Annotated in this window: 29 protein-coding genes; 3 read left to right on the plus strand and 26 right to left on the minus strand. The window is 41.8% G+C overall.

The window, feature by feature from the left end; translation table 11 throughout:
* Window positions 1-5: 5 nt before the first annotated feature.
* The 19 genes from ICN28_RS04375 to fliF all read right to left on the minus strand — a co-directional run bounded on the left by ICN28_RS04375 (window position 6) and on the right by fliF (window position 17,462).
* Window positions 6-698 (minus strand): flagellar basal body L-ring protein FlgH, encoded by a 693-nt coding sequence (locus tag ICN28_RS04375; protein ID WP_216286490.1) that lies wholly within the window; start codon window positions 696-698, stop codon window positions 6-8.
* Entirely contained in the window at window positions 695-1,477 is a 783-nt protein-coding gene (flgG, locus tag ICN28_RS04380) for a flagellar basal-body rod protein FlgG (protein WP_216286492.1), read from the minus strand. Before flgG ends, ICN28_RS04375 begins: the two co-directional genes overlap by 4 nt.
* Window positions 1,478-1,505: 28 nt before the next feature.
* Entirely contained in the window at window positions 1,506-2,255 is a 750-nt protein-coding gene (locus tag ICN28_RS04385) for a flagellar basal body rod protein FlgF (RefSeq protein ID WP_216286493.1), read from the minus strand.
* Between the two features lie 29 nt (window positions 2,256-2,284).
* Window positions 2,285-4,375 (minus strand): flagellar hook-basal body complex protein, encoded by a 2,091-nt coding sequence (locus ICN28_RS04390; RefSeq protein WP_216286494.1) that lies wholly within the window; start codon window positions 4,373-4,375, stop codon window positions 2,285-2,287.
* A gap of 41 nt (window positions 4,376-4,416) precedes the next feature.
* Window positions 4,417-5,097, minus strand: coding sequence for a flagellar hook capping FlgD N-terminal domain-containing protein (locus tag ICN28_RS09660; RefSeq protein WP_216286495.1), 681 nt, complete (start codon window positions 5,095-5,097; stop codon window positions 4,417-4,419).
* A gap of 14 nt (window positions 5,098-5,111) precedes the next feature.
* The gene (gene flgC / locus ICN28_RS04400; protein WP_216286905.1) at window positions 5,112-5,519 is read right to left on the minus strand and encodes a flagellar basal body rod protein FlgC; all 408 of its coding nucleotides are present in this window, start codon (window positions 5,517-5,519) and stop codon (window positions 5,112-5,114) included.
* Entirely contained in the window at window positions 5,513-5,926 is a 414-nt protein-coding gene (gene flgB, locus ICN28_RS04405) for a flagellar basal body rod protein FlgB (RefSeq protein ID WP_216286496.1), read from the minus strand. The genes flgC and flgB overlap by 7 nt, the downstream gene beginning before the upstream one ends.
* A gap of 238 nt (window positions 5,927-6,164) precedes the next feature.
* Window positions 6,165-6,947, minus strand: a complete 783-nt coding sequence (locus ICN28_RS04410) for a flagellar biosynthetic protein FliR (protein WP_216286497.1) — start codon at window positions 6,945-6,947, stop codon at window positions 6,165-6,167.
* A gap of 1 nt (window position 6,948) precedes the next feature.
* Complete coding sequence (locus ICN28_RS04415; protein ID WP_216286498.1) at window positions 6,949-7,218, minus strand: flagellar biosynthetic protein FliQ; 270 nt, start codon at window positions 7,216-7,218, stop codon at window positions 6,949-6,951.
* The gene (fliP, locus tag ICN28_RS04420; protein WP_216286500.1) at window positions 7,218-7,973 is read right to left on the minus strand and encodes a flagellar type III secretion system pore protein FliP; all 756 of its coding nucleotides are present in this window, start codon (window positions 7,971-7,973) and stop codon (window positions 7,218-7,220) included. Before fliP ends, ICN28_RS04415 begins: the two co-directional genes overlap by 1 nt.
* Window positions 7,970-8,383: a flagellar biosynthetic protein FliO gene (locus tag ICN28_RS04425; protein ID WP_216286502.1), complete on the minus strand. Its 414-nt coding sequence runs from the start codon at window positions 8,381-8,383 to the stop codon at window positions 7,970-7,972. Before ICN28_RS04425 ends, fliP begins: the two co-directional genes overlap by 4 nt.
* Before the next feature lie 63 nt (window positions 8,384-8,446).
* Window positions 8,447-8,833, minus strand: coding sequence for a flagellar motor switch protein FliN (gene fliN / locus ICN28_RS04430; protein ID WP_216286504.1), 387 nt, complete (start codon window positions 8,831-8,833; stop codon window positions 8,447-8,449).
* A 2-nt stretch (window positions 8,834-8,835) separates the two neighbouring features.
* Window positions 8,836-9,879, minus strand: a complete 1,044-nt coding sequence (gene fliM, locus ICN28_RS04435) for a flagellar motor switch protein FliM (RefSeq protein ID WP_216286505.1) — start codon at window positions 9,877-9,879, stop codon at window positions 8,836-8,838.
* A 12-nt stretch (window positions 9,880-9,891) separates the two neighbouring features.
* The gene (locus tag ICN28_RS04440) at window positions 9,892-11,907 is read right to left on the minus strand and encodes a flagellar hook-length control protein FliK (protein WP_216286506.1); all 2,016 of its coding nucleotides are present in this window, start codon (window positions 11,905-11,907) and stop codon (window positions 9,892-9,894) included.
* Window positions 11,908-11,935: 28 nt separating this feature from the next.
* Entirely contained in the window at window positions 11,936-12,385 is a 450-nt protein-coding gene (locus ICN28_RS04445; RefSeq protein ID WP_216286507.1) for a flagellar export protein FliJ, read from the minus strand.
* Window positions 12,382-13,764: a FliI/YscN family ATPase gene (locus ICN28_RS04450; RefSeq protein ID WP_216286508.1), complete on the minus strand. Its 1,383-nt coding sequence runs from the start codon at window positions 13,762-13,764 to the stop codon at window positions 12,382-12,384. The genes ICN28_RS04445 and ICN28_RS04450 overlap by 4 nt, the downstream gene beginning before the upstream one ends.
* Window positions 13,765-13,773: 9 nt before the next feature.
* Entirely contained in the window at window positions 13,774-14,472 is a 699-nt protein-coding gene (locus tag ICN28_RS04455) for a FliH/SctL family protein (RefSeq protein WP_216286509.1), read from the minus strand.
* 9 nt (window positions 14,473-14,481) lie between these two features.
* Complete coding sequence (gene fliG, locus ICN28_RS04460) at window positions 14,482-15,597, minus strand: flagellar motor switch protein FliG (protein ID WP_216286510.1); 1,116 nt, start codon at window positions 15,595-15,597, stop codon at window positions 14,482-14,484.
* A gap of 11 nt (window positions 15,598-15,608) precedes the next feature.
* The gene (gene fliF / locus ICN28_RS04465) at window positions 15,609-17,462 is read right to left on the minus strand and encodes a flagellar basal-body MS-ring/collar protein FliF (protein ID WP_216286512.1); all 1,854 of its coding nucleotides are present in this window, start codon (window positions 17,460-17,462) and stop codon (window positions 15,609-15,611) included.
* Window positions 17,463-17,711: 249 nt separating this feature from the next.
* Here fliF and ICN28_RS04470 point away from each other — a divergent pair, with 249 nt between their 5' ends.
* Genes ICN28_RS04470 through fliE form a run of 3 tightly spaced genes read left to right on the plus strand, consistent with a single transcriptional unit; the run spans window position 17,712 to window position 20,595 of the window.
* Complete coding sequence (locus ICN28_RS04470) at window positions 17,712-18,833, plus strand: PAS domain-containing sensor histidine kinase (RefSeq protein WP_216286514.1); 1,122 nt, start codon at window positions 17,712-17,714, stop codon at window positions 18,831-18,833.
* 35 nt (window positions 18,834-18,868) lie between these two features.
* Window positions 18,869-20,242 carry a sigma-54 dependent transcriptional regulator gene (locus ICN28_RS04475; RefSeq protein ID WP_216286516.1) on the plus strand — a complete coding sequence of 458 codons (1,374 nt, stop codon included), beginning with the start codon at window positions 18,869-18,871 and terminating at the stop codon, window positions 20,240-20,242.
* A gap of 20 nt (window positions 20,243-20,262) precedes the next feature.
* Window positions 20,263-20,595: a flagellar hook-basal body complex protein FliE gene (fliE, locus tag ICN28_RS04480; protein WP_216286518.1), complete on the plus strand. Its 333-nt coding sequence runs from the start codon at window positions 20,263-20,265 to the stop codon at window positions 20,593-20,595.
* Window positions 20,596-20,668: 73 nt separating this feature from the next.
* Here the strand turns inward: fliE and ICN28_RS04485 are convergent, their stop codons facing one another.
* From ICN28_RS04485 to ICN28_RS04515, 7 genes are all read right to left on the minus strand, one after another.
* Window positions 20,669-20,974, minus strand: coding sequence for an EscU/YscU/HrcU family type III secretion system export apparatus switch protein (locus ICN28_RS04485; protein ID WP_216286520.1), 306 nt, complete (start codon window positions 20,972-20,974; stop codon window positions 20,669-20,671).
* Window positions 20,964-21,923 carry a hypothetical protein gene (locus ICN28_RS04490; RefSeq protein WP_216286522.1) on the minus strand — a complete coding sequence of 320 codons (960 nt, stop codon included), beginning with the start codon at window positions 21,921-21,923 and terminating at the stop codon, window positions 20,964-20,966. Before ICN28_RS04490 ends, ICN28_RS04485 begins: the two co-directional genes overlap by 11 nt.
* A gap of 48 nt (window positions 21,924-21,971) precedes the next feature.
* A complete protein-coding gene (fliS, locus tag ICN28_RS04495) occupies window positions 21,972-22,358 on the minus strand; it encodes a flagellar export chaperone FliS (RefSeq protein ID WP_216286524.1) in 387 nt (128 codons plus the stop codon).
* Between the two features lie 9 nt (window positions 22,359-22,367).
* A complete protein-coding gene (gene fliD, locus ICN28_RS04500; RefSeq protein ID WP_216286525.1) occupies window positions 22,368-23,837 on the minus strand; it encodes a flagellar filament capping protein FliD in 1,470 nt (489 codons plus the stop codon).
* An 82-nt stretch (window positions 23,838-23,919) separates the two neighbouring features.
* Entirely contained in the window at window positions 23,920-24,342 is a 423-nt protein-coding gene (locus tag ICN28_RS04505; protein ID WP_216286526.1) for a flagellar protein FlaG, read from the minus strand.
* Window positions 24,343-24,427: 85 nt separating this feature from the next.
* Window positions 24,428-25,381 (minus strand): flagellin, encoded by a 954-nt coding sequence (locus ICN28_RS04510; protein ID WP_216286527.1) that lies wholly within the window; start codon window positions 25,379-25,381, stop codon window positions 24,428-24,430.
* Window positions 25,382-25,416: 35 nt separating this feature from the next.
* Window positions 25,417-26,352 carry a flagellin gene (locus ICN28_RS04515; RefSeq protein ID WP_216286528.1) on the minus strand — a complete coding sequence of 312 codons (936 nt, stop codon included), beginning with the start codon at window positions 26,350-26,352 and terminating at the stop codon, window positions 25,417-25,419.
* Window positions 26,353-26,532: the final 180 nt, after the last annotated feature.

Consider the following 26,532-nt stretch of genomic DNA (forward strand, 5'->3'; position numbering starts at 1 on the left):
AGCTCTTAAAGAGGTGAAATCTTCATTAATGCTCTAGTGAACCAACCGGCTTGTTGTACGTCATCCGTTGCACCTCTGCCACGATACTCAATGCGGGTATCCGCTACTTGGGCTGATGAAACTGTGTTGTTGATCAAGTTTGTTGGGTTAACAACACCACCAAAACGAATCACTTCTTCTTCAGAACTCACGCCTAACTGTTTTTCACCAGCAACGACTAAATTTCCGTTAGCCAAAACCTCTAAAACAGTCACAGTGATGGTTCCATTAAATGTATTAGCAGCAGCACTGTTACCAGTACCCTCGTGCTTAACGCCACCACCCGCTGTAAGATTTAATTTATTCAAGTCAACATTACCTGGAATACCTTTGCCAGCTTCAATTCCAATATCAGCACTTGATTTACGCTCTGCTAATGAACCGCTTCTCTTAGTTGCACTAGTTGTTTCATTAAGCAAAATGATTAATGTGTCACCCACTGAGCGCGCACGATAATCTTCAAAAAGTGGTCGATAGCTTGCTGAAGCAGTTGTTGCAAGAGGAAATAAACTTCCCTGGCTCATCGCTTGTGAACTTGCTGCGATAGGTTTAGCCGTTGTTGGCGTTAAAACCAATGATGGGCGATCGGCAGTTGCACAACCAAATAAAAATGAGCAAGCAAAAGTTACTGCTAATAAACGAAATGATTTAATCATCATAGCTGTCCTATTTTTTGCAACATTTGGTCAGAAGCGGTAATCGCACGAGCATTAATCTCGTATGCACGTTGTGCTGCAATCATATTGACCAACTCTTCTGCAACGTTGACGTTGGATTGCTCAATATTCCCTTGCACCAAAACTCCTAAACCATTCGTGCCTGGTAAATTTTGTTGTGGTGTTCCTGACGTTGGGGTTTCTAAAAATAAATTTCTACCAATTGAAGCCAATCCTGATGGATTAATAAAATTAACAAGATTGATACTTCCAGCTGTCACTACCCTTGTAATGTCCTGCTGGGTGTACTGAACTCGACCATCAGCGGTAATTGTGACTGAAGTCGTATCTGAAGGAAGCGTAATTCCAGGAGCGACGAGATCACCAGAAATCGTTACCATTTGACCTGATGAATTTTTTGTAAAATTACCATCGCGCGTGTAGGCAAAAGAGCCATCTGGGGTTTGAATCTGGAAATACCCATTACCCTGAATAGCCACATCAAGCGAATTACCTGTACTTACTAAGCCACCTTGAGTGTTTAATCTTTCAGTTGCCGCAACGCGTGAACCTGCACCGATTTGCAAACCAGTTGCAAGAACGTTTTGAGCTTCGGTATTTGCTCCAGGAGCTCTAATAGTTTGATATAACAAATCCTCAAACATAGGGCGAACACTTTTAAAACCAGCTGTGTTGGCGTTAGCTAAGTTATTGGAAATCGCGTCCAAATTGGTTTGCTGGGCATCAAGTCCAGTCTTTGCAATCCATAGTGAGCGAATCATATTAAATTTCCTGTTTTAAATATTACTTTTAACCACGTGACATGGTCATAAGGGTGTTGGCTGCTTTAGCATTTTGGTCAGCGGTTTGAATGAAACGAATATTTAAATCAAACATTCTGTTCTGTTCAATCATCTGAACCATTGCATTGGTCGGGTTAACGTTACTTAACTCTAACGCGCCCTGCTGTACTCGAATATCTCTGTCTAACTCTGGCTCTTCAACACCAACAGCTTCAAATAAGCCATCAGCACCACGCACTAAATTTTTTGGATCAATATTGACCAAACGTAAACGATCGATCTGATCAAACGCATTGGAGGCTGAGTTGAATCCATAAATAATGCCGTCATTGGCAATTTCTACTCGGCTGACATCAGTTGGCACAGTAATTTCACTACCAGCTTCTCCAACCACTGAGTTTTGACCGGCTCTAAAAACACCTAAGTCATCTAATGTGAATTTTCCGGCACGCGTATACGCTTCACTTCCATCAGGACGACGAACAGCGAAGAAACCTTCGTTATTCTTAATCGCCACGTCAAAAGGATTTCCAGTTGTCTGAATGGGACCCGGTGTAAATACTGAACCCGGGGTGCTATCAACGACAAAAGCGCGAGAATCCGCACGTTCACCATTCAATGACACAGATCGGAAAGACGCCACCATCTCACGAAAACCCGGGGTTTGGGCATTCGCAAGATTGTTGGTTGTATTCGCTAACTGGCCCATTGTGTGCTTGGCACCAGTCATCGCTACATATGCAAACCGATCTAACATCTTCTTACCTTATCTTTAATAACTAATTATTAAGAAGTCATACGGATGGTGTCTTGCAATGTCTGATCGAATGCACGCATACTTTGAGAGTTCGCAGAGTATGAACGTTGCAAGATCATCAATTTCACCAACTCATTTGACAAATCAACGTTAGATTGTTCAACCGCATTTTGTTTCAATGCGCCAAATGAACCTTCACCAGGACGACCAACTGTTACACCGACGTCACCCTCGGTACCAGACATATAGCTTGGAGCAAACGAGTTACCACCTGTTGGCACTAATTGTTGTGAAGCATCAAAGTGAGTTAAAGCCACTTGACCAGCAAAAATCTTACGGCCGTTACCATAGATACCAACGATATTGCCACCGTCATCAATCGAAACGCTAGCCAACTCTGAGCGTGGCTCACCGTCTTGAACGCTAGCTGTTACCTGGAATGAAGACGCCTGTAATTGAGTATTTGACAAATCTAAGTCATAGATCAATGGGATAGTTGTGCTCTGCTGAGAACCGTTGCTCACTTTAGTCGTTAAAGTAACTTTAGTGCTAAACAATGGCTTACCAGTACCAAAATCAGTGACCAATGAGTCAATATTGCGACCAGCAACTAAGCCAATACGAGCAACTGCACCATAACCACCGGCACCAGGAACATCTTCCGTAATTTCTCTATTGCCATACGTGTTTGTTGGATCTGTATGGTTATAAAACTTGCCATCAATCGATGCATACACTTCAACGTTTGACTGAACAGCATTCAAAATTGTGTTGGAAGCTTGCTTATTCGTTGTTCCTTGAACCACTAAATTAGTAGCATCTGGGGCAATCAAAGTCATATCTAATGACTGCTTGAATACCAATGAAGTCGATGCAAGAGCTGCTCCAGATTTCACAGAGCTTGGTAAAGGACCATCCAAAGTAACGGTGCCAGTACCAATTGCAGCGATATTCACGCCACTATCAATTCCATTTACAAACAATCTTTGTCCAACTGACAAACCAGCGGTTGGTGTGTTAATGATTGACCAAGCCTTACCATCCGTTGTTGCACTTAATGTCGTGTCAGTTGCAGTTGCAGCAACGTCTGCTTTGTAAAATGTAAATGAGGCATTAGATGGAATATCAATTGTTGGCGTACCAGCAACAGTAATAGTTGAAACTGATGATCCAGAAGTAACTGCTGTTGCAACTGTTAAGCCAGTATCAACACCATTCATATAAACTTTATCGCCTACAGCCAACGCAGCACCAGCAACTGTTGTACCACTCAAATTAATCGTTGCATTACCAGTTCCAACTGCAGTCTTACCAGTTGCAGAGCCCAATAATGTCGTAATTGGCGCTGTTTGAACTGTCATTACAGATGTCTTAGGAATTGTTACTGACGTTGTTGACAATGTATTTGGTGAAGATGCTTCACCTGGTGAATAGGTATAACCACCAGCACCAGAAGTAATCTGCAACTGACTGTCAGTTACACGACGGTAGTAGGTCTCTAAAGTATGAGATGTACCATTTGAGTCATAAATAATTTGAGTTGTTTTGCTGTTAAATGTATTTTGCGCTGGATCGAATGCCACACCGCTACCTTTAACAAACGCATTTTCTCTAGAATCCAAAACAACATCAATTCTTGAAGTATCTGTTTGCTCACCATTAGCATAGTCATCAGGCATCTTTAATGTACCCAATGTGTCAGTAACAGATGAACCGTCAGCACTTGGCTGGTAACCAGTCAAGTACATGCCATTTTCATTGACGATAAAACCATCTTTTGCAACAGCAAATTGGCCGTTACGTGTGTAGTTCAAAGATTTAGGATCGTTCTTGTCAGAAAGAATACGGAACCAGCCATCACCACCGATAGCCATATCCAAAGGATTTTGAGAATTATTGATCGTGCCGTATGTTAGAGCGCGACGAACGGATAGTCGCTGAGCACCTAAACCAACACGATTAGGATCTGATGGGTTAACAGCCTGAAAATATTGATCAGCAAATACATACTCGCCGGCCTTATAACCAACAGTGTTTGCGTTAGCAATATTGTTACTTGTCGTATCAATTGCTAATGATGTGTTTTGCAAACCTGATAACGCTATTGTGTAGTTACTCATTTTTCAAACTCCTTTTGACAATTTTTTATCTATTAGATTAATTAAGCGACCCACTGAGCAATTTCAGATGGAGTCAATGTTCTTCCGTCAGCCAAGTTAACTTCAATAGCTGTGCCGTTTTTACCGATCGTTGCAACACGTGAACTAACATAAGCCGTTGGCTTCTCTTCTTTACCGTCAGTAGTTGTAGATGCAATTAATAACTTATACATACCCGCTGCAACTGGATTGCCAGCAGCATCTGAGCCATCCCAAGAGAAATTAACAACGCCTTCATTAGCGGCGCCCAAATCAACCTCAAGAATTTTTTGACCTAATTCATTCGTAATCGTTGCGGATACGTTTGACGCATCGCTTGCAAGTTTTGCAGCCAAATTAACCGGGGTTGAACCGTCATAATTAATATTTGAACTTGGTGCCATTGCGTATTTGCCAACCGTTGTAGACATGTTGATAAAGTCGCTTGATTGAATCTGGCTTAACAAAGAACCCATGGATGTATTCATCTTATTGATGCCATCAACCATATTCAACTGCGCTAACTGCGTTGTCATGCTAGCTGTATCAGTTGGGTTCATAGGATCTTGATTCTGCAACTGAACTGTCAACATCTTCAAAAAGTTTTGCGTTAAATCTTTTGTAGATGTGACATCCTGTGCAGCTTTAGCAGTTGCAGCAGGATCGTATTGTTTGATTGCAGAAATATTAGAAGTAATAGCCACTGAGGTTTCCTTTATTAACGACCTAAATCAAGCGTTTTCAACATGAGCTGACGAGTGGTATTCATCATCTCGATATTCATCTGGTAAGAACGTGAAGCAGAAATCATGTTGACCATTTCTTCAACAGGATTCACATTCGGCATTTGTACGTAACCATTGGCATTAGCCATTGGGTGGCCAGGCTTGTACTCTTGGCGCAATGGAGCATCGCTCTCCACAATATTTGAGACCTCAACACCAACACCTTGAGCATTAGGAACTTCTGTTGAGCGGAACAACACATGACGAGCACGATAAGTACGCCCATCTGGCCCCGCTACGCTTTCGGCATTAGCCACGTTCGATGATGTCACGTTTAAACGCATAGCCTGAGCCACCAAACCAGTTGAACCAATATTAAATGTGCTCATTAAGCTCATGATGGCTGCCCTGAAATAGCTGACAAGCGTGAACGAATGGAAGAACTTAAGAAATTCAAAGTTGCTTCAGTCATAAATGAATTTTTAGCAAATTCAGTTCTTTCAACATCCGGATCAACTGTATTACCGTCAAGAGCAGGCTGAACTGCTTGACGAAATTGAACTGCCGTATCAAAAGAATGGCTTGCTTGAAGGTGCTTGTTGCTTGTAACAGAGAGTGCTAAGCCAGACTTCATGGAAGTTGCTGACATTTGTTGACGCAACACATCACCAAAGGCAATATCTTTTGCCTTATATCCTGGTGTGTCGGCATTCACAAGATTTGAAGCAATCAACTCTTGGCGATAGCTGCGTAGTTTTAACGCTGCCTCTCCAAAAGCTATTGAGTCATATTGTGGAACGATCGTCATTTGCTAAACCCTGTTTTTACTAGAACCCATTGTCCTAGTCACGGTTTAATAAGAGCAAATGTCATGCCAGATTGGATTGATCATTAAATATTCAATATATTCAATGACTTATAACTAATTTCCCATGAGGAAAGGATTAGTTTTGAGGTGTATTAGAGTCGGGGCGGCAATTTTTGCAGTAAAGATTTTTATTTCTCGGAAATAAATGCCTACAAAGTTAACCGAATGACCGCCTCCATTAATTAACGACGGGGTTCAGGCCTTTTCTAACAAAATCAACTGGGGTCTCTAGAATTCTAGAAACCAGGCCTGGCATATCAGGTAATAAGATAATCAATAAGACAAATGCAATCGGTACGCTAACCGCAAATCCAACTGAGAATAAATTTAACTGTGGGCTAGTTCTACCCAAAATAGCTTGTGTCATATTAAATATCAGATAAACAATAATCGTTGGCATACTCAAGATCATCCCAAACTGAAATGCTTTGACGATGATGGAGATAATGCCCTTCATATCCCAAGCACTGGGCCATGTTCCAAAAGGAATCGCCTTAAAGCTATCTAAAAGAATTTCTATTAAAACCAAATGAATATTTAAGGCAAATGCCAAAGCAATGGCCGTTAATAGCAAGAACTCGCCCAATAAACCGGGTGATAGCGTGGGATCTCTGCCAAAAGTTGCTGCAAAACTAAAACCTGCCAACATGGATAGGGTTTCAGCTAAAACATCAAAAGCCATTAATCCTAAACGAATCACATAACCAGCAATCGCACCAATGGCTAACTCCATGGCAGCTGCAACAAAAGTGGTTGGGGTACCCATCAGAATAGTGGGGTCTGGCTGAATCATGGGGGCCACAGCCAAACCAATCACTAATGCTGTCAGAACCCTTAACCTCATTGGCAGAGCTCGAAACGCAAACATCGGTGCTGTTAAAAATAACCCGAATACTCTAAATGACACCAACATGATGATGGCGACAATCTGGGGTATTAAATCGCCATTAAATGTCAACATGCTAAATAATCATCGATGGAATACGCATAATAATTTCGCGCACATAATCAATAAAAATAGCCAAACTAACAGGCCAAGCCAAAAGCAGCACAATTGCAACGACAAATAACTTTGGCACAAAAGTAACTGAGCTCTCGTTAACTGAAGTTGCCGCTTGCAAGATTCCTAAAATAAGACCCACAATCAATAGAGCCAAAAGAGTTGGCCCAGCCAACACAAAGGTCATTCGCATGGCTTGGAATGCTAATTCAATAACTGTACCGGTATCCATTAGAAGACCTTATAGCTTTCTACAAGAGAGGCTGCCAACAATGCCCAGCCATCAGCCAAAGCAAAGATAACTAGCTTCAATGGCAATGAAAACATCATGGGTGAAATCATCACCATACCTAGAGACGTCAAAATGCTCGCCACCGCAAAGTCAATAGCAATAAAGGGGAGATAAATCATGAAGCCAATTAAAAATCCCGTTTTAATCTCTGAAATAGCAAATGCTGGAATCAAGACAGTCATCGGCACATCTTCTTTTGAAGCAATTGGCTTGTTATACAGCTTGGCAAAAACATTTAAATCATCTTGCCTTGTTTGCTTCAACATAAAAGCCTTAATAGGCTTAGTACCCTCTTCCACGGCTTTATCAAAACTCATTTTTCCTTGGGTATAAGGGAGATAAGCATCTTTATAAATCGGCTCAAAAACCGGATTCATAATAAATAGCGTTAAAAAGAAAGATAAACCGATCAACACCATATTGGGCGGCATACTCTGCAGACCCAAAGCCTGACGAAGCAGCGAAAAAACAATCAGAATTCTTGTGAAGCTAGTCATTAGCATTAAGGCGGCAGGTAAAAAGCTAAGCGCTGTTAAAGCAATAACCGTTTGAACTGGGATAGAGTAAACCGTCCCGCCCTTACCGCCAGAGGTTGTCACCATCGGAAGGGCCTGGGCAAGAACTACACCAGAACCAAGCGCCAAAAAGCCAATCAAACTCCAACGAAACCATTTCTGAGAAATCAAATGCTTCATGATTTGATTCCTTTGCGAAGCAAGTCAGATAATTTTTTTGCAAAATCAGGGACATGCTTATTTGTCTTAGGTAAGGTTGCTACCTCAGCCGCATCTAATTCAGTAATAACGCTAATTTGAGTTGGCGTATGACTTAAAACAAAAACTCTGCCAACTATTTGAGCAATAACAATACGCTCACGTGGGCCAATCGTTTGAGAACTCAGCACTTTAATAGTGGAATTAGGTACGTCAATTTGTAGATTGCGCTTAACAAACCAGGCAATTAAAGAAACTAGGACAGCAGCTAAAACTAGAGTAACGAGGGTGAGCCATATGAAACTACCCCCACCTGCACTTTGATAGGTCTGAGAGCTTGTGTAGCTAGTTTTGGCAGCATCTTGTGCCCAAACTGGAAAAGCAAAAAACAAACTACAGGCTATACCTGTAGTTTGACTTATTGGACTACCGAAAAATCGGCCCATCGAAACACCTCAGCGATTAATTTTTCTTAAACGCTCTGCCGGGGTCACAATGTCTGTTAAACGAATACCATAACGGTCATTAACAATGACAACCTCGCCTTGAGCGACTAAGCAACCGTTAACAACCACTTCCAATGGCTCACCTGCCAAAATATCCAACTCAATGACAGATCCATAAGTAAGTGCTAACAAGTTACGTATCTGCATTTTAGCTCTACCTAGCTCAACTGTAACCTGAACTGGCACATCCATCACTAAATCAATGTCATTTCCACTCATTGCATTGGCTGATGACCCGTCTAAATTATCAAAATTAGCTCGTCTTACAGCCGCTTCATTACCTGTCAAGGCTGTAGCAATATCATCACCACCAAGGGTATTTTTGTTATCCATCATGTTTATTCACCTTTATTTTTAGAGGGGGCAATCGACTCAACTTCCTTGGCCAAAGCTGCCATTCGGTCATCAAATTGCTCATATAGCTCACCACGCTCAGTACTGCGCATCAGACTTGGCCCCAAACGTGCATTATCGAGAGGGCTTTTTAAAAATTCTTCAGGGTGCTGGATCGACTCGAGTTTGACAGCATATCGACCATTTTTAACACCATATTTACCTCGAATCATAGGTAATCCATCGACAAACATGGTCACAGGGTCCTGAATCTCAATGGGTATGATTTCCCCGACAGACATACTTAATATATCGCCGATAGTCATTTCTTTTCTTGCTAAAACGGCTACAGCAGTTACCAAAGCACCTTGTACCTGGCTTTCTAAAGCAGTGGTCCAAAGCAAATCATTTTCACGCTTAACTTTGACATCATTGCTACAGATTTTCTCTTTGAACGGCTCGAAAACCCAATATGGAATACAGAAATCTATCTGCCCTTCAACGCCATGAATTTCAATCTTGAACTTACAATGCAAGACCATTTCATCCAGAGCCGTGACTCTGACAGCATTAAAGCTTGTTTCATGACGTACAAAATCAAATTTAATCTCTGCAACTGGCTTCCAGGCCTTTTCGTACTCTCGCATCAAAAGATCAAGAATACGTCGAATAATTCTCAACTCAGTGACTGAAAATCTCTTTTGCTCAAACTTAAGAGGGATATGACCATTGCCACCGAAAATATTATCAATTGCCAAATGAAGAATCTTTGGATCAATAACCCAGCATCCAACACCTCTTAATGCCCGAATATTAACGATATTAATATTTGATCGCTCAGGCATTTCATTTAAGAAGTCCTGATAACTTTTCAAAGCTGGGGCAAGTGAATTAACTTCAATTGAAGTACCCACCATATTTGTAAAAACTGAACGCAAACTTCTGGCAAAAGTATCATTCACAATCTCTAATGCAGGCATTCTCCTGCGGACCATGACATTCCACTTATCAAATACAGACGTCTGTTTATCTACACTTCTTGAATTCATAATTTTTTACTATTAAGCGTAGAGGTGAACTCTGCCATCCGAGTTAATTTGGTTAGGGACAATGACGCCTGCCTCATTACGAGAACCTGAATCATTGCTTGAATTTTTATGGTTACTAAAGCCATCTGAAGAAGAAGCGAATCTAAATTGCCCCTCTGAATCTGACTTCTGACGCATATTAAGACTCAACTGCAAGCCCATATCTGCTAATTGCTGGCGCAATTCAGCGCTACCTTGCTCTAGTCGAGCTCTTGTTGAATCGCTCGCCCCATCAACAACCAAAATAGCTTTACCCTGATTATCTAAACGTAAATCAAGCTGTAAAGTACCTTGATCTGGAGGAGTTACCTCCATGATGACGCGACCACCGCCCTCTTTTAAAACTCTCATAACCTCAATATTTAAAGGTCCTGTAGCTAATGAAACATTATGAGGCTCTAATTTCACTGGAGCTGACTGAGATAATTTCAATTCTTGATCAGCATTAACTAAAAAAGTGCTTCTATGAATGTCAGACATCGGGATGCCGCTGCTAACAGTATCAACCTTGATCATGTCTTTCATATCAGTCGCTGCAAATGCATCAACTTGAACACCAGAATCAACTTTAGCTAATTTGGCATTTTCAGAACGGATCTCTAAAATTTCTTCTGATTGAGCTAAGCTGTCACGACTCACTTGAATTTGCTCACCATCCACCACAAATTCAGATTGAGTGGCAACTTGTTCCACTTTGATGCTCGTGTCGAGAGTTGCGCCCTCATCTGCCATGTTGACGACTAAATTTTGATTTGCAATTACCTGGGCTGAAGTTTTATTTGTATCAACATTAGCCACTTTACTATCGCCTGCAACATCTAAGCCATTGGCTTTAACTAAATCAATACTGTTATCCGCTTGATGAACAGAAACACTCGCTGGACCAGTTTCAGGCTGAGAACTCTCAACGATTAAATTAGCAACTGTTGGCGCTTGAGTGTCACTTGAGACAGATGGATCCGTGGCAGTTGCTGATGAAATTTGGTTGCTAACAACAGATGCACTATTGGTTGGTGCGCCAGCTGCAACAAAATCAGCCGCTGTTTTTTTATCAACTGTCAACGTGGTATCAGCTTGTTCGAGCATGGTTGAGGACGCTACTTGAGAAGCTTGATTGAGATCAAGTAATTTTCCTGAATTGACAGCGTTCACCGCCTGAGGTGTTGATGAGTCACTTACTTCAACTGAACTACCGGTGTTATTTGAATTGGCAACAAGCTGATTAACTGATTGGTTACTAACGCTGACGACCTGAGATAAGTTATCTGCCAATACAGTCTCTTGAGAAACCGCATCCACTTTAGTTTCAGCGACATTCACTGCTTTAGCAGCAGATGGTAATGTGCTTAAATCAATTTTATTCGCTGCATCCGTTACAACTTCCTCTACCGTCACTTCATTGCCAACAACATTTGGCGCAAGAATTTGGGGGGTGACTGCAGCAAGATCTTGTTTAGCATTTACCGCAAGATTTTGATTTGCAAGAAGGGTCTGCGCATCTTGATCACTGGCCGATAGAGCCGCTGGTGTTGCAATAACTTGAGGCAATACCGGCAAATTGAGCATTGCATCAGAATTAGCAGATACCTCGGAAACAAGCTCATTAGCCACCATTTCATTTGGCAAGGCGCTTTGTGCGTTGATCGCCATCAACTGAAGCTGCTCTGCAGTGAGTGCCTCTGGGGAAGAGCCTTCTAATGGCGTAACAACCTGGATAACAGCGGCAATATTTGCAGTATTGGTTAAGTTAACAGCGGCTGTTAGCGGCAAATTTTGCAAATCAACATTTTCAATTGTTTCCGGTTTTGAGTCTGATGAGTTGGCACCAGTAGAGGCATTTTGACTTTGGCCTTTTGCCGCCTCAAGCTCATCTGGAAAACTTGTAAATGATTGATCTATATTGGATTCTTGAGAATCCCCATTGATAGATTGATTAGAGTTGAAAGCCCTTACAGGCTGATTCATCTGGATCGAATTAAGGTTTGCCATAGTCATTTCCCTTTTAGAGTACAACTAACTATGCATCTTTCGTGCCAGATCCTCCTTTATGCCTTGCAGAGTAGCTATCATCAAGCTCTGAGCGCTCAATAGCTAGCTGTCTTGCTACAACTTCAGCCTGCTTCCTTGCCAGAACCTTTTGGATACCCTGAGCTCTTAATTTAGCCTCCATGGCCTGCTGTTTGGCCTGCTGGGTGGCGTAACTAAGACCGTCAATTTGCTGTTGCTGCTCTTGTGCGCCAGCAGTCAACTTATTTCTAAAGGATGTTGAGTCTTGTAAATAGGCAACCGATGTGCCTTTTTTTGCCGTTTCAACCATCTGCTGCTCATATTCTTGAACATAATTGCTAATTTGCTGATTAAAGTCCTCAGCCTGTCGCAACTGAGCGTTATGTTTTTTAAACTGGCTCACAGTTTGTTCTTCACGAATTTTTGCAATTCGATGCAATAACTTTAAAGCATTACTCATTGAGATTCTCCAGCTATCTCAAGCAGTAATCTTGCTGATTCTTCAAAGTTAAATACGTTTCCAGCGTCTTGCTGTAAAAAAGCTTGAATTTTGGGCCATAACCTAATCGCAACATCAAAGTCAGGATCAGTGCCAGGCGCATAAGCACCCATTGTCAAAAGATCTCGCCCACGCATATAGCGGCTATAAAGCTGCTTCACTCGTCTTGCCGCCTGCAAATGCTTTTCATCAACGACACGGGGCATCACCCTGGATATTGATTTTTCAATGTCAATGGCAGGATAGTGACCGCTATCAGCTAATTCTCTGGATAAGAAAAAATGGCCATCCAAAATACCCCTTGCGGTATCCGCAACGGGATCATTAATATCATCGGCCTCTAACAAAACTGTATAAAAGGCTGTTATTGATCCGTCAGGATTTGCCCCATTTCCAACCTTTTCCACCAGTTCTGGCATCTTTGCAAAAACACTGGGTGGATAACCTCTTGAAACTGGCGACTCCCCCAAGCTCAAACCTATCTCACGCTGCGCCATAGCAAAGCGAGTCAAGGAGTCCACAATTAAGACCACATGTTTACCTTGATCCCTGAACCAAGTGGCAATGTCAGTGGCATACCAAGCGCCCTTTGAGCGAGCTAAAGGAGATGAGTCAGCTGGAGCAGCTACCACCACAGCTCGCTTGAGCGCCTCTTCGCCTAGGATATCGTCGACAAACTCTCGAACCTCTCGACCACGCTCACCAACCAAGCCAATCACAATAACGTCTGCGACGCAATTACGAGATAACATCCCCAGCATCACGCTTTTACCTACACCTGAGCCTGCAAAAATACCTAATCGCTGGCCTCGCCCGACCGTTAACATTGCATTAACAGAACGTATTCCTGAATCTAGTGGTTCATGGATAGGCGTTCTTAAAAGGGGATTGATACTTTTAGTTGGGGAGTTTGTGGCTTTTGTTTCCCCGCCACCTTTTCCATCCAAAGGTCGCCCAAAACCATCAACAATTCGCCCCAATAATTCCTCACCAATTGCCAAGGGCTCAATGGATGATCGGACGACATAACCATTTGAAGTTTTATAGGGTGTATTGGCTGGATAAACGAGAGCGCCAGGCGTTACTCCATCCATGGAATCAATGGCCATCAAATAGGTAGTGCCACCATTAAACCCAATGCACTCCGCATCAATGATGGTTGAGCTTGATCCTGAAATAATGCACGCTCCCGCACCTAACGGCAATGGCAAACCTTCCACTTCCAAAACCAAACCTGAAACCCTCTTCAAGCGTCCTTCTCGAATGGATTTTGGAACAGTTTGTAAATGATTTCTAACGCTCTGCAATCTAGCATTAACTTGAGCTGGAAGAATGGTCATCGTCACACCTCAGTTATCTTCAGCTACTTTTCTATCTTGAGAAAGGCCCAATGCAGTTCTAATAATTGCTAAACGTGCTTCATAACCAATATCAATCTTAGCGCCACCCAACTCTACGTAGGCATGACCACTAGGAACCTCTGAGTCCAACAAAATAGTACAAACAAAAGGTAACCCAGGATCCTCAACCATTTTCTTCCAAACCTGAACCTCTTCCGCGCGAATTCTTAAGAAAAGGTTTTCTCCAGGACGAGGTAAGCGCATGAGAGCTTCTTGAACGGCAGCAACAAATGGCCCACGCTCCATTGACTCTTTACCGGCAATACGAATTGCTATGTCATAGGCGAGCTCATTCAAAGGTGCTGAAATAGCTTCAGGCATTCCTTTAAGTGCAGATAAAATTTCGTTTAACGCTGTACTAAGAGACTTAATTTCTTGAGAAGCGTCGTCATAAGCCTGCTGATAACCAGCCCGCGCTCCAGCCTCAGTTCCTTGCTGGCGCCCTGACTCCAAACCCTTAGACAAACCTTCCTGGTACCCCTTCTCATGAGCTTCTTGGTAGGCAGCATTCCGAATAGCCTCAATTTCTTCAACCGAGGGTAGCGGCACTACTGGGGTTTTGAGCTCAGCCGGGGATAGCGATACATCAGCCGATGAAGAAAAGGCTGGCTTAGGATCAAACGATGGAGGCTCCCATTTAATAACCATGAGAAATCTTTACGACAAACTTCCGAATTGATTAACTCGCTCTAGAACAATTTTTTGATCGCTAGCCATTTTTCTAGCCAATTTAATCATTTCTTTTTGCTGTAACTCGACGTCAATCACCTTGACCGGTGGCATGACATCCAGTTCATCGCGAATGCGTTCAGCATTTCGACGCGTCATGTTTTTAAATATCTTTTCACGCAACTTAGGACTTGCGCCCTTTAATGAAATGATGATGACATCTTGTGGGATTTCTTGGAGAAGTAGCTGCATTGAGCGATCATCAACTCCTAAGAAGTCTTCAAAGATAAACATCTTTTCAGCGATGGAGTCTGCTAGCTCACTATCGTAAGTACGAATACCGTCAAGCGCTCTCTGATCCATTTGACCAGTCATTAAATTAAGAATTTCTGCTGTAGGAACAATGCCACCCAAACCTGAATTTACATTCTTAGACTCAGGCCCAACAGATTGCTGCATGACTTCATTTAACTCTTGTAAAGCTGATGGATCAACTTTATCCAATAAGGCCACGCGAAGCATTAACTCATTACGCTGATCTTCTGGGAAGAGAGCTGCCAAAGCTGACGCCTGACCCGGCTCGAGAAATGTCAATAAGGTCGCAATAATTTGTGGGTGCTCATCTTTAATGATGTCATAGATCGTCTGAGGTTGTACTAAAGAAAGCGCTTCAATACCGTCCAAATTAACGGATGAACCTAAGCGACCCAACAAATCAGCAGCACCACCAGCACCAAGAACACGCTTCAGCATGTTTTGCATAAACGCTTCGGTATCCAATGAAATTTGTGCATGATTGAAAGTTAAATCTTTAAATTCACGCAAAACATTGATAACCACATCTCTATCAAGAGCTCTGATAGATGCCATCTTAGCGGACAGATGTTGAACTTCAAATGGTGTTAACTGGCGCAAAACTTCAGCGGCAATTTCAGGACCAACAGTCAACAGAATAGTTGCGACCTTAGCAGAGCCATCAACCTCTTTTACACCCATGATTGCCGAAACCTTGGATGCATCTGATTCCTTCATCCCTTGCTTAACGGCATCGCTCAACGAAATTTTTTCAGCGGGATTAATGCTTGCGCTATAGGTTTCATCCATTGGCAACTCCATTAGACACCCCCTCTTGTTACCGCATCATCTAAATCATCAGGAAACTTTTTCTCTTGCTCTTTAAGAGATACCCAATTTTTAAATAACAAGGCTACGACCTGCGGATCATTTTTAACAAAGTTAGTGGTGTATGCCATTAACTCCTCATACTCTTGACGAATAGATTCTTCTCGACGAATTTTTTCTTCTTCAACAAATTTTCTTTCATCCTCTTCGCGCATCCGTTCTTCTTGTTGCGCCAACATTCTATTTTCTCGTTCACGCTGTATTTCAAGCATTCTTTGATCACGAACGCTAGGATCAAGAGCAGCCATCTCGGCCTTTACCTTTTCATCAAACTCATCGGCAATATTCACACGCGGAGGAATTGGCTCGGCTGCCTTTTTTGGAGAAATTAAAGTTCTAACAATCGTTAAGTAAACCATTATTAGAGCTGCTGCTAGCAAACCAAATTTTGTTAACTCTTTTATCAGATCAATAACGCCAGCTTCCTTATAAAAAGGAACGACTTCAACTGGCTCAGATGAAAACGGTATGTTGGCAACGCTAACGGTATCACCTCGGCGCTCCACATAACCCACCGCATCCTTGACTAAACTATTGATCTGTTGAAGCTCTTCTGCGGTATATGCAACCGGAGGAGTCATTTGCCCATCTTTGACGATGCCTGGCTTGTAATTAACAACGACCGCTGCCGAAACTCTTCTTAATTGACCCTTATTGGCCTTGAGATACTCAATCGCTTTATCAACCTCGTAATTAACAGTACTCTCACGACGATTAGAACTATTTTCTGCCGTACTCTTTCCGGGTGAAGCTAACTGACGAGCATCATTATCATTTGCCAATGGTCCACCAAGAGGTGCCAAGGGTTGAGCTGGGGGCTGATTTGTTAACGCACCTGGTACCGCTCCATTTGCAACCTGCTGCCCGGAAGACTCTAGATTTTGCTGACTTCTAACGGATGATTGGTTAGGCGCTGAATTTTTACCATAGATCTCTTCTGTACGAGTGCGCTCGTCAAAATTCATATCTATTGTTACTTGCGCACGAATATTTTCTCGTCCCGCTACTGGCTCAAGTATGGTTGCCACTCTCTTAGATAAAGCACTTTCAAGCTCAGCAACATATTTAAGTTGTGACGAATCCAACCCCGCATTGCGTTGAGGATTCGGTGCCAACATATTGCCTTCTTGGTCAACAATTGTGACATCTTGGGCTGACATTTTTGGCACAGAGGAACTAATTAAATGCGTGATCGCAATGACTTGTTGAGGATCCATAAAGCGACCGGGATACATCGTCAATACAACTGATGCAGTTGGCTTCTCTTGCTCTCTAACAAAAGCTGATTGCTTTGGAACTGCTAAATGTACTCTGGCAGTTTTTACTTGAGCAACAGAGCTAATACTTTTAGCTAACTCACCCTCTAAGCCTCGCTGGTAATTGACTTGCTCAACAAATTGACTTGTTCCTAACTTTTGATTTTCCAAAAGTTCAAAGCCAACAAATCCAGATTTAGGTAAGCCTTGACCAGCCAACTTTAAACGTGTTTCATGAACAACACGTTCAGGCACCATCAAAGCACCGCCGCCCTCCGTAAATTTATAGGGCACATTCATTTGCTGCAGGGAAGCAACAATGGCAGAACCGTCTCGGTCATTTAGATTTGAAAATAAAACTTTGTAATCGTTTTTATTTTCGCCAGAGGAGGCTAAACCAACTACCACCGCAAGGAGAAATAAAACTGCTGCACCGAGGCCTAATTTTTGACGTAAATTTAGGGCCTCAAATCTTGATTTAATTTGAGTAAAAGGACTATCAGAATTATTTGTATTTTTTTGATTTGTCATAGCTGAGGTGGCCCCATTTTGAGGACTAGAAGATCCTATTTTTAGAAAAGCGGCATCCTTTTCTGGATCTGGTAACTTGGGCTCTATTTTGTCGCTCAACTTTTACTTTTCTTATCTCTAATTATTTGAGTTAAATGCTGTTTCTTACAAAAAAGATATATATATCTTTAATATGAAATATGATATTACTTTCTTGCACATGATTGTATATAGTTTTTATACAAAACTTTCCTTTTAAATCAATCAATAATGTCAACCGGCTCTTCCCAAACACCCAATATTGCTATTGCCCAAGACTTGGAAGCAGCCTTTGCTCTCTTTGTTGACGCCTCAAAAGCTCTTGAAGAACAACAATTAGCATTACAGAGTCAAATTAGCCAATTAAGCCAAGAATTAGTTGAAGTTAATGGGCGTTTAAGTAGCCTTCTAAACGCCTTACCAGCAGGAGTAATTCTTGTTGAAAATCAGATAGTTATAGATTTTAACCCTGCAGCTATTCAATTGATCCCAGATCTTAAAAAAGGTTCTTTTTGGAATATTCCCAAAAGTTGGAAAAGCTCGACCACAGTAGGTGAATACCATCAAAAACATGGTCAAACTGAGCAAATCTTGCAAGTTCATCAAATTGATAGCAGTGTCCGTAGCGTCATTCAAATCCAAGACATCACCGCATCCATTTCAAGTCATGCTGAACGAGAACGTGTCAATCGTTTAGCCGCCATGGGCAAAATGAGCGCTGGAATTGCACACCAATTAAGAACTCCTCTCTCTACCGCATTACTTTATGCATCTCACTTATCAGATGAAAAGGTCGGAGATGATCAAAAACGGCTTTTTGCTGATCGCTTAAAAAAACAGCTAATGAATCTGGAAAAGTTAGCGGGCAACATGCTGCTTTTCTTACGCCAACGCCCTCAACAAATGACCAATTCTCCTTTGGACGACCTTATTGATGAGGCCTGCCAAGCGATTCAAGCCATTTGTGATGAGCGTCAAATCGGTCTAAATCTTAGCCTTCAAAGCTCTGGCAGTGTTGTCAATGTAGAAAAACAGTCTATTGTTAGCGCTTTAATTGCCATATTAGAAAATGCCTTACAAGTAACCCAATCTGGTCAAAGTATTGCTGTAACAACCATCGCCCTTCAAGGCAGAGTGCAAATCATGATTGATGATCAAGGTCCAGGGATTGCTGCAGACATGATGGATACTTTGTTTGAACCATTCTCTACCAGCCGTATAACCGGGACAGGATTGGGCTTATCGATTGCAAGAAATGCCATTGATAGTCATCGCGGTGAAATCTTAGTCAGCAACCGTGAGGGTGGCGGAGCTAGATTTACGATTATCTTACCTTCACTGATTGAGCTATAAATCTCTGTCACCCATTAAAAGATCTCAAGAAACCTATGTCTAAAAATCCTGTTCTACTTGTTGAAGATGATGATGACCTTCGTGAGGCCATCAGCATTACTTTATCCCTAAAAGGGATTGACTACAGGATCTATGAGCGTGCTGAGCTAGCCCTTGCCCAGATACATCCAGGTTATGAAGGGGTCTTAATCACGGACTTTAGGCTGCCAGGTATGAATGGCATCGAACTTCTTAAAGAGACATTAAAAATTTGCCCTGACATGCCTGTTGTTGTTATGACCGCTTATGCCGATGCAAAGCTTGCAGTTGAGGCATTGAAATCGGGTGCCAGAGATTTTTTAATAAAACCATTCGTACCAGAGCAGTTAGTTGAGGTCATTGCTCGCTATCAAAAACAAGAAGTTACAGGGCAAGGGGCAAAATCCAATAATGTGGCGGAAATTATTGCCGCCGACCCGGCAACACTTGCCGTTATGGCCCGTTGTGAAAGAGTTGGAAAAACCGACACCACAGCGCTACTGACAGGAGAATCAGGCGTCGGTAAAGATGTATTTGCTAGAAGAATCCATGATTTATCAAAACGAGCTGGCAAGCCCTATATTGCACTTAACTGTGCAGCCATTCCAGAAACTCTGCTGGAATCAACGCTATTTGGTCATGAAAAAGGCGCATTTACAGGTGCAACCAAGGCGCAACCAGGTAAATTTGAAATAGCCAATGGCGGCACACTATTTTTAGATGAAATTGGTGAAATGCCTCTAGAGCTCCAAGCCAAGCTACTCAGGGTTCTTCAAGACCATGTTGTTGAAAGGCTTGGCAGTAGAGAGTCGCTATCCTGTGATGTCAGAATCGTCGCCGCTACCAACCAAGATCTTCAAGCCAGGGTTGCTGAAGGTCGATTCCGTGAAGATCTTTACTTCCGCTTGGCCGTTTTCCCAATCAAAATACCAAGTCTTAAGGAAAGAACCCAGGATATTTTGCCTTTAGCCGAAGCCTTTTTAAGGCGTTACAGCCATACGATGGGGCGCAGCGGGGTTGTTTTGAGCCCGGCAACCCAACAGGCGCTTCAAATATACCAATGGCCAGGAAACGTTCGAGAACTTGAGAATGCCATCCAGAGAGCTCTCCTTCTCTCAGATGATGATTTGATTGAACCAGAGCATGTAGAGCTCGATTTACCAATAAATCAAGAATCTGGCACGAAATTTGCATATATTCAACAGCCTAGCCCTTCTTTGGCAACAGATACTCATGGCGATATCAACTCTTTAGAGAGAGAACATATCCTAAAAGTTCTGGCGCAAGTGGGGGGTAATCGCAAACAAGCTGTCGCAATCTTAGGGATTTCTGAAAGAGCCCTTCGATATAAGTTAAAAGCTTATCGCGAAGCGGGTTTTGAATTTATTTAAATTTGGAATATGATTAAGTTATGAACATTGAAAAGATGAACGCCTTACTTGCCCAGATGCAAGCAATGCAACAAGCGACTTCGGGTCAGCCTGTTAGCAATTTGCCTTCTGTAGCAAGTGACTCCAATGGCGTTGACTTCAAAACTATTCTTAAAAATGCTGTTCAAGATGTGAGCAATGCTCAAAACTCAGCACAAGCAAAGGTGCAGGCTTTCTCAACTGGTGACTCCAATATGAGCCTTGAAGAAGTCATGGTTTCATTACAGAAAGCAAACATTTCATTTCAAGGCATGTTAGCTGTTCGTAACCGTCTTGTTGACGCCTACAAAGAAGTTACCAACCTACAAGTTTAATAAGCTGGTGCTGCATCAGCAGCATCAAAAAATACATCCCAAAAAAAGCGCTTACAAGAGCGCTTTTTTATTTTTAACTATTGTTAATATCGTATTTGTCAGACAACTTTTCATCCACTTGATGAGCCCACGCCAAGACTTCTGCAACAGCAGCATACAGCTGAGGGGGTATCAATTCATTGAGTTTTAATTGCATCAAAAATTCAACTAACTCTGGCTCAACTCGAGTTGGAATACCAAGCTCTGCGGCTTTAGCCAATATAGCCTCGGCCACATAACCCTCACCTTGGCCAACAATACGAGGGGCTAAAGCAGATTTTTCATAGGCAAGCGCCACTGCTTTTATTGGCTTACCCTGATTCATATCATCATGACTCATGATTGCCTTGTGCAATATCACTTAAAACATAATTAACAGGTATGGCGATTTGCTCTTTGAATCGGTCATCTAATTCGCTTAAAGACTTCTGAAAAATAGATTTCTCTTTCTCAGCAGTTTCAATTCTTAAACGCAATACATCTCCAAACTGAACACCAATAACTTTAAAAACACCGGCTCTTGGCAGATTAACTTCTAAACTTATTTTGCTACCTTTCATTAACTGCCCTTCATGATCAGGATCATTTTCCCAAGCATCTTCTCGGGTTAACTTCCCCTTAACCCCAGGCATTAACTCACCTTGCCAGAATAATTGACCATGCAATAAAAGTCGGGCAGCTTCTTTGGCAGAAGCTGAATCAGATGACAGATTTTCCAAAACCTTGGTGGTCTCCTCCATCAAAGAGGCATCATCCAAACCGGAAGGATGGAGTAACTTTGGCCCTAAGGTATCGGCCAAGTGACGAGCAGCAAATAGCGATGAACTCGCTAAGTTCATCAATAAATTTTGCATGGCCTGTTTAGGAGGAACAACTTCACCACTCAAACCTCGCCACGATTTACTCTCAGTACCGGGCCAATCAACACCCGCAGCATCCTCTGTACCAACGCCACCCAATAACGCCAATAATTTACCTAAGTCTGCCGATTGAGGTTTCAGAGTACCTTGCAACATGGAAGCATGTAAAGCCATGCCCTCAAGCAGCACTGCTTGCCCTGGATGAAGTGATCCAGCAACCAAACCAGGGTGTGACAATGAATTTCTTGCTTGAGATCCTGATTGCATCAACGCTACTGGATCAGGCAACTTAACTGCCGTTCTTGCATCAACACTAACTTGGTCATTGAGAACTACAGGCGCAATCTTATTAACTGCTTCAACCTTAATTTTTGAACTTGAAGGTGTTGAAGTGTCAGGTAAATTGATGGGAGGTATTGGGAAGACCATGGCTCGTCCCCAGGCAGCTAAAAGCTACTCTGCGTGAAAATTATTTTATTAAATAGCTCTTTCACTCACCACACCCTGCCATGCTTCATAAATAGGCAGGAGAACTTCCCTTACCTCTTTAATCATATTGGCATCTTTATTAATTCTGGCTTTCAGTAAATGTCGAATCGACCAGTCATAGAGAGAAGCTAAGTTTCTAGCAATATCACCACCTTTTTCAAAATCTAAGGCAGGTATCAATCCAATTTTAAATATATCAAGTGCTTTATCTAAAGGTTCCACCGCTAACTCACCAGCTTGCATTTGATTTTCAGCTGATAACAAATGATCTAAAAGCTTTTCAAAAACCAACAAAATTAAGTTTTCAGGCCGAGCGATGCCAACTGATGTCTGGGCAAAAATATTTTTATATCCGGCAACGGCTTTATTTGTCATACAAACCGATTAGTTACTCTTACTGTTATTGAGAACATTGAAGGTCGTCGTTAAAGAACTGTTTGTAGCTTGCAGTTGATATAACAAAGCATCTAATGCCGCGTATTGAGCAGCATATTTAGCCATTTTTTCTGCTTTACGAGTTTGCATATCCTTCACTCTTGACTGCAAAGTTGTATTTTCGCTCTTAATGCCATCAATATTGGTTGCGATACTACCTGTCATGCCACTTAAACCAATAGCTGCATTGATTGAGGCATAAGTCGGCGCTGAAAAACCGGCAGCTAACTTGTCAAATACACCATTACTGACTGAGTTGTTATACATCGTGCTATTGAACTGTAGTGTTCCATCTAACTGTAGCTCAAGACCCAATGTAATTAAGCTGATAGCTCTACCATTTTTATCAAGCAATGGCGTTGACCCTGCGGCGTCTTTAAAGCCATTCATTAGGGAGTTGGTGATAGAGTCAATCACAAAAGATAAATTACTTTCACCATACAAAGAACCTCTTTTAGAGGGATCAGGATCATACTTGCTCAACTCTGTATAGGAAGAAATCAAACTGTTGTAGTTATCAATAATCTGAGTTAATACTGTTTGTGCATTTTGTGCTGAGGCAGATGTCACTGACAATAAAGAGCTACCTATCTTACCTAGCTGCAAGGTTAGACCAGGCACAGCATTTAAAACGCTATTCGATGGTCTGATAAATGATTGACCATTAATCGTAAACTTTGCATCAACTCCAGCAGAGCTCACAGTAGAAGCCAAGTTAGCCCCTAAACTATCTTTTAAAACTAAGTTGTTAGCCGCCCCACCATTCATAGCGGTTAAAGTTAGACTGTATCCGTTACCTGTATCGACAACTGAAGCACGCACAGAGGTTGATAACGAATTAATCCTATCGCGAACGGCATTGAGGCTCGTAAATTGAGTTAAATCGACCGATACACCTGGAATATCGCCTGTTGCACCAACAGTGATGATGTTTGAAGCAGTTGGGCTAACACTAAAAAAACTTCTTAAAGTTGCTGTATCGGATGTCGCAGGATCAGTGATTGTTGTTGGCCAAGCAACATTATTAGCATCCAACCCACCAAATCCGGCAAAGGCTGATGCAGCTAGTGCAGTGACATTGATATTGTAATTTCCAGCAATTGCTGCGGAACCTGTACTAACAGCAGCATCTACAACCGTATAGTCACTGCTATTAACTAATTTATTGGAATAAATATTGGAGTCAGAGAAAGACTGAAAATCAGTTTGCAAAGCGGCAATTTTTGCCTTAATCGTGCCCATGTCACTGATAGCAACGTTATTCCTATCAATATCTTTAGCGACCTTATCAATTGGTGCTTGCTCAACGACCTCTAGCTTTGAAACAATCGAGTTAACGTCGATAACAGTACCGTTACCAAGGCTTCCATTGGATCCCGCTAAAGATGATGTGCTACCTGAGGTTGAGCTAACGGCCATGATTTGCTTTTTGAAATGTTTTTAATGCTTAAAAACATGCAAGTTACATGCCATCTTGCATGCACTGCATGCGACTAATAACCTATGCAACGTTATTAACGAATAACCCTTGTAAACTTTCCATATTGTGAGCCACTCGAACTGCAGCTTCGGAAGGTAAATGCATAACCAGATTACCGCTTGCATCTGTGACTTGAATCACATGGTAACCGGTTGTATGGTCAACGCTAACACTTAGATTAGAGCCTTTTGACTGAATAAAGTCTTGAATGGCAGCAGCAGCAGCCTGCACAACTTTTTCAATTGGCTGGGCAAATTCACGAACGCTTGCAGCAGACGTACCTGTCGTATCAAGCGCAATCACCACCTCTTTTTTAGGAGTGATTTCAGGCGCTTTGAATGCTGGCACAACTGGCGCAGAATCACCTTTACCAGCAGAGACATTTCGTGGCTCTTGCTGGGTAATAGCAACTGGTACTGCGGTACTCGAACTAATAGGATTCATGTTGAAACCTCGTTTATTAATGCATTACCCTAACAACACATGTTATTAGGGTAATGTTATTTCCATAATATTTCAATACTTCAAATTACTTCAAAAGTGTCAAGATCACATTTGGCATTTGGTTAGCTTGAGCCAACATAGATGTTGCAGCTTGTTGCAAGATCTGACCACGTGTCAACTTAGCGGTTTCTGAAGCATAGTCTGTGTCGATAATACGACTCTGGGCATCAGCCAAGTTGTTTGACAATGTTTGCATGTTGTCAACGATGAAGTTCAAGCGAGTTTGCCATGTGCCTAAGTTTGCACGGTTATCAATATTTTTCTGAACAGCAGTCATAACAACACTTGCTTTTAAATATTGGACGTCAGCAGCAACCAATGTTCCTGCAGTGGCGTCAGCAGCATCTGCAAAGTCAATTTTGCCAGCCGTTGCTTTTGCTGTAGCATCTGCACCAGCTGAAGCGCTAACCAAACCTAAATTACTTGTTGTTGACGTTGCGTCTAGTAATGATAAATCTGCAATTGAAATAGTGGTTGTAGAGTTATCACCTGTTGAAAATTTCAACATATCAGGTATGTCAGTGCCTGACTCCGTAACTCCAACAGCGCCAACTCGACCAAAAATTGATTCTCCAGCACCTTGGAATTTTGTTCTCTTCTTAATCTCTGCAGTTTCATTCAATAAACTTGCAATTTCATTATTGATTGAAGTTTTTTGGCTATCCGTCAAAGAACCATTTTCTTTTTGAGTTGTAAGCGTCAATACGCGCTGTAAAATCTTACCCATAACATCCAATGCGCCTTCTGCAGTTTGAACTAAAGAGATGGCGTCTTGTGTATTTTGGATTGATTGATCAGTTACGTTCTTTGTTGCTTTAACAGCTTCAGCAACAGCGTAACCAGCTGCATCATCTTTAGCGCTGTTAATACGCTTACCAGAAGATAACTTCTGAACTGAACTTGCTAAGTCTGCTTGGGCAGTACTCAAGTTCTTTTGAGCGTACAAAGAAGCCATATTTGTATTTAGGATTGCTGGCATTTAAATCTCCGATTTAATTTTTTAATTAATTTGAATTACTTCAAAAGTGTCAAGATCACGTTTGGCATTTGGTTAGCTTGAGCCAACATAGATGTGGCAGCTTGTTGCAAAATCTGACCACGTGTCAACTTAGCAGTTTCTGAAGCATAGTCAGTGTCTACAATACGACTCTGGGCATCAGCCAAGTTGTTTGACAATGTTTGCATGTTGTCAACGATGTAATTAAGGCGAGTCTGCCATGTGCCTAGTGCAGCACGGTTTGCAATATTATTTTGAACTGCAGACATCACAGCCTTAGAAGTAAAGTCTGCACTAGCAATGCTGTCAGTAGCAGTAAGAATATTTGCATCTGTTGATGTGGTTTGTGAAGTAACGGCCTGGAATAAATTCACATCCGCAGAACCAGTTGCATTTTTTACACCTGTAAATAATGCCTTCAAAGATAAATCTGCAATTGAAATAGTGGTTGTAGAGTTATCACCTGTTGAAAATTTCAACATATCAGGTATGTCAGTGCCTGACTCCGTAACTCCAACAGCGCCAACTCGACCAAAAATTGATTCTCCAGCACCTTGGAATTTTGTTCTATTCTTAATCTCAGCTACTTCTTTAAATAAACTAACAATTTCATTGTTAATTGAATTTAACTGTGGTGTAGTCAATGAGCCATTTTCTTTTTGGGTTACCAAAGTCAATACACGTTGCAAAATCTTACCTACAACATCCAATGCGCCTTCTGCAGTTTGAACTAAAGAGATGGCGTCTTGTGTATTTTGGATTGATTGATCAGTTACGTTCTTTGTTGCTTTAACAGCTTCAGCAACAGCGTAACCAGCTGCATCATCTTTAGCGCTGTTAATACGCTTACCAGAAGATAACTTCTGAACTGAACTTGCTAAGTCTGCTTGGGCAGTACTCAAGTTCTTTTGAGCGTACAAAGAAGCCATATTTGTATTTAGGATTGCTGGCATTTAAATCTCCTAGTGCTTTAAGCTGGTTAAGTTGTTACTTTAAAAATTAGTTTTCTTCGTAATCTATTACGGTCGCCACCTATTTTTTGTTTAGCCAATTCACAATTAAATATATAAGTCATTGTTTTAGAAGATATTTATTTTTTAATTTCCCGGTAATAACTTATGAAAATCACAAGC

This window comes from Polynucleobacter sp. 30F-ANTBAC, from assembly GCF_018882385.1.
In the GTDB taxonomy this organism is placed as follows: domain Bacteria; phylum Pseudomonadota; class Gammaproteobacteria; order Burkholderiales; family Burkholderiaceae; genus Polynucleobacter.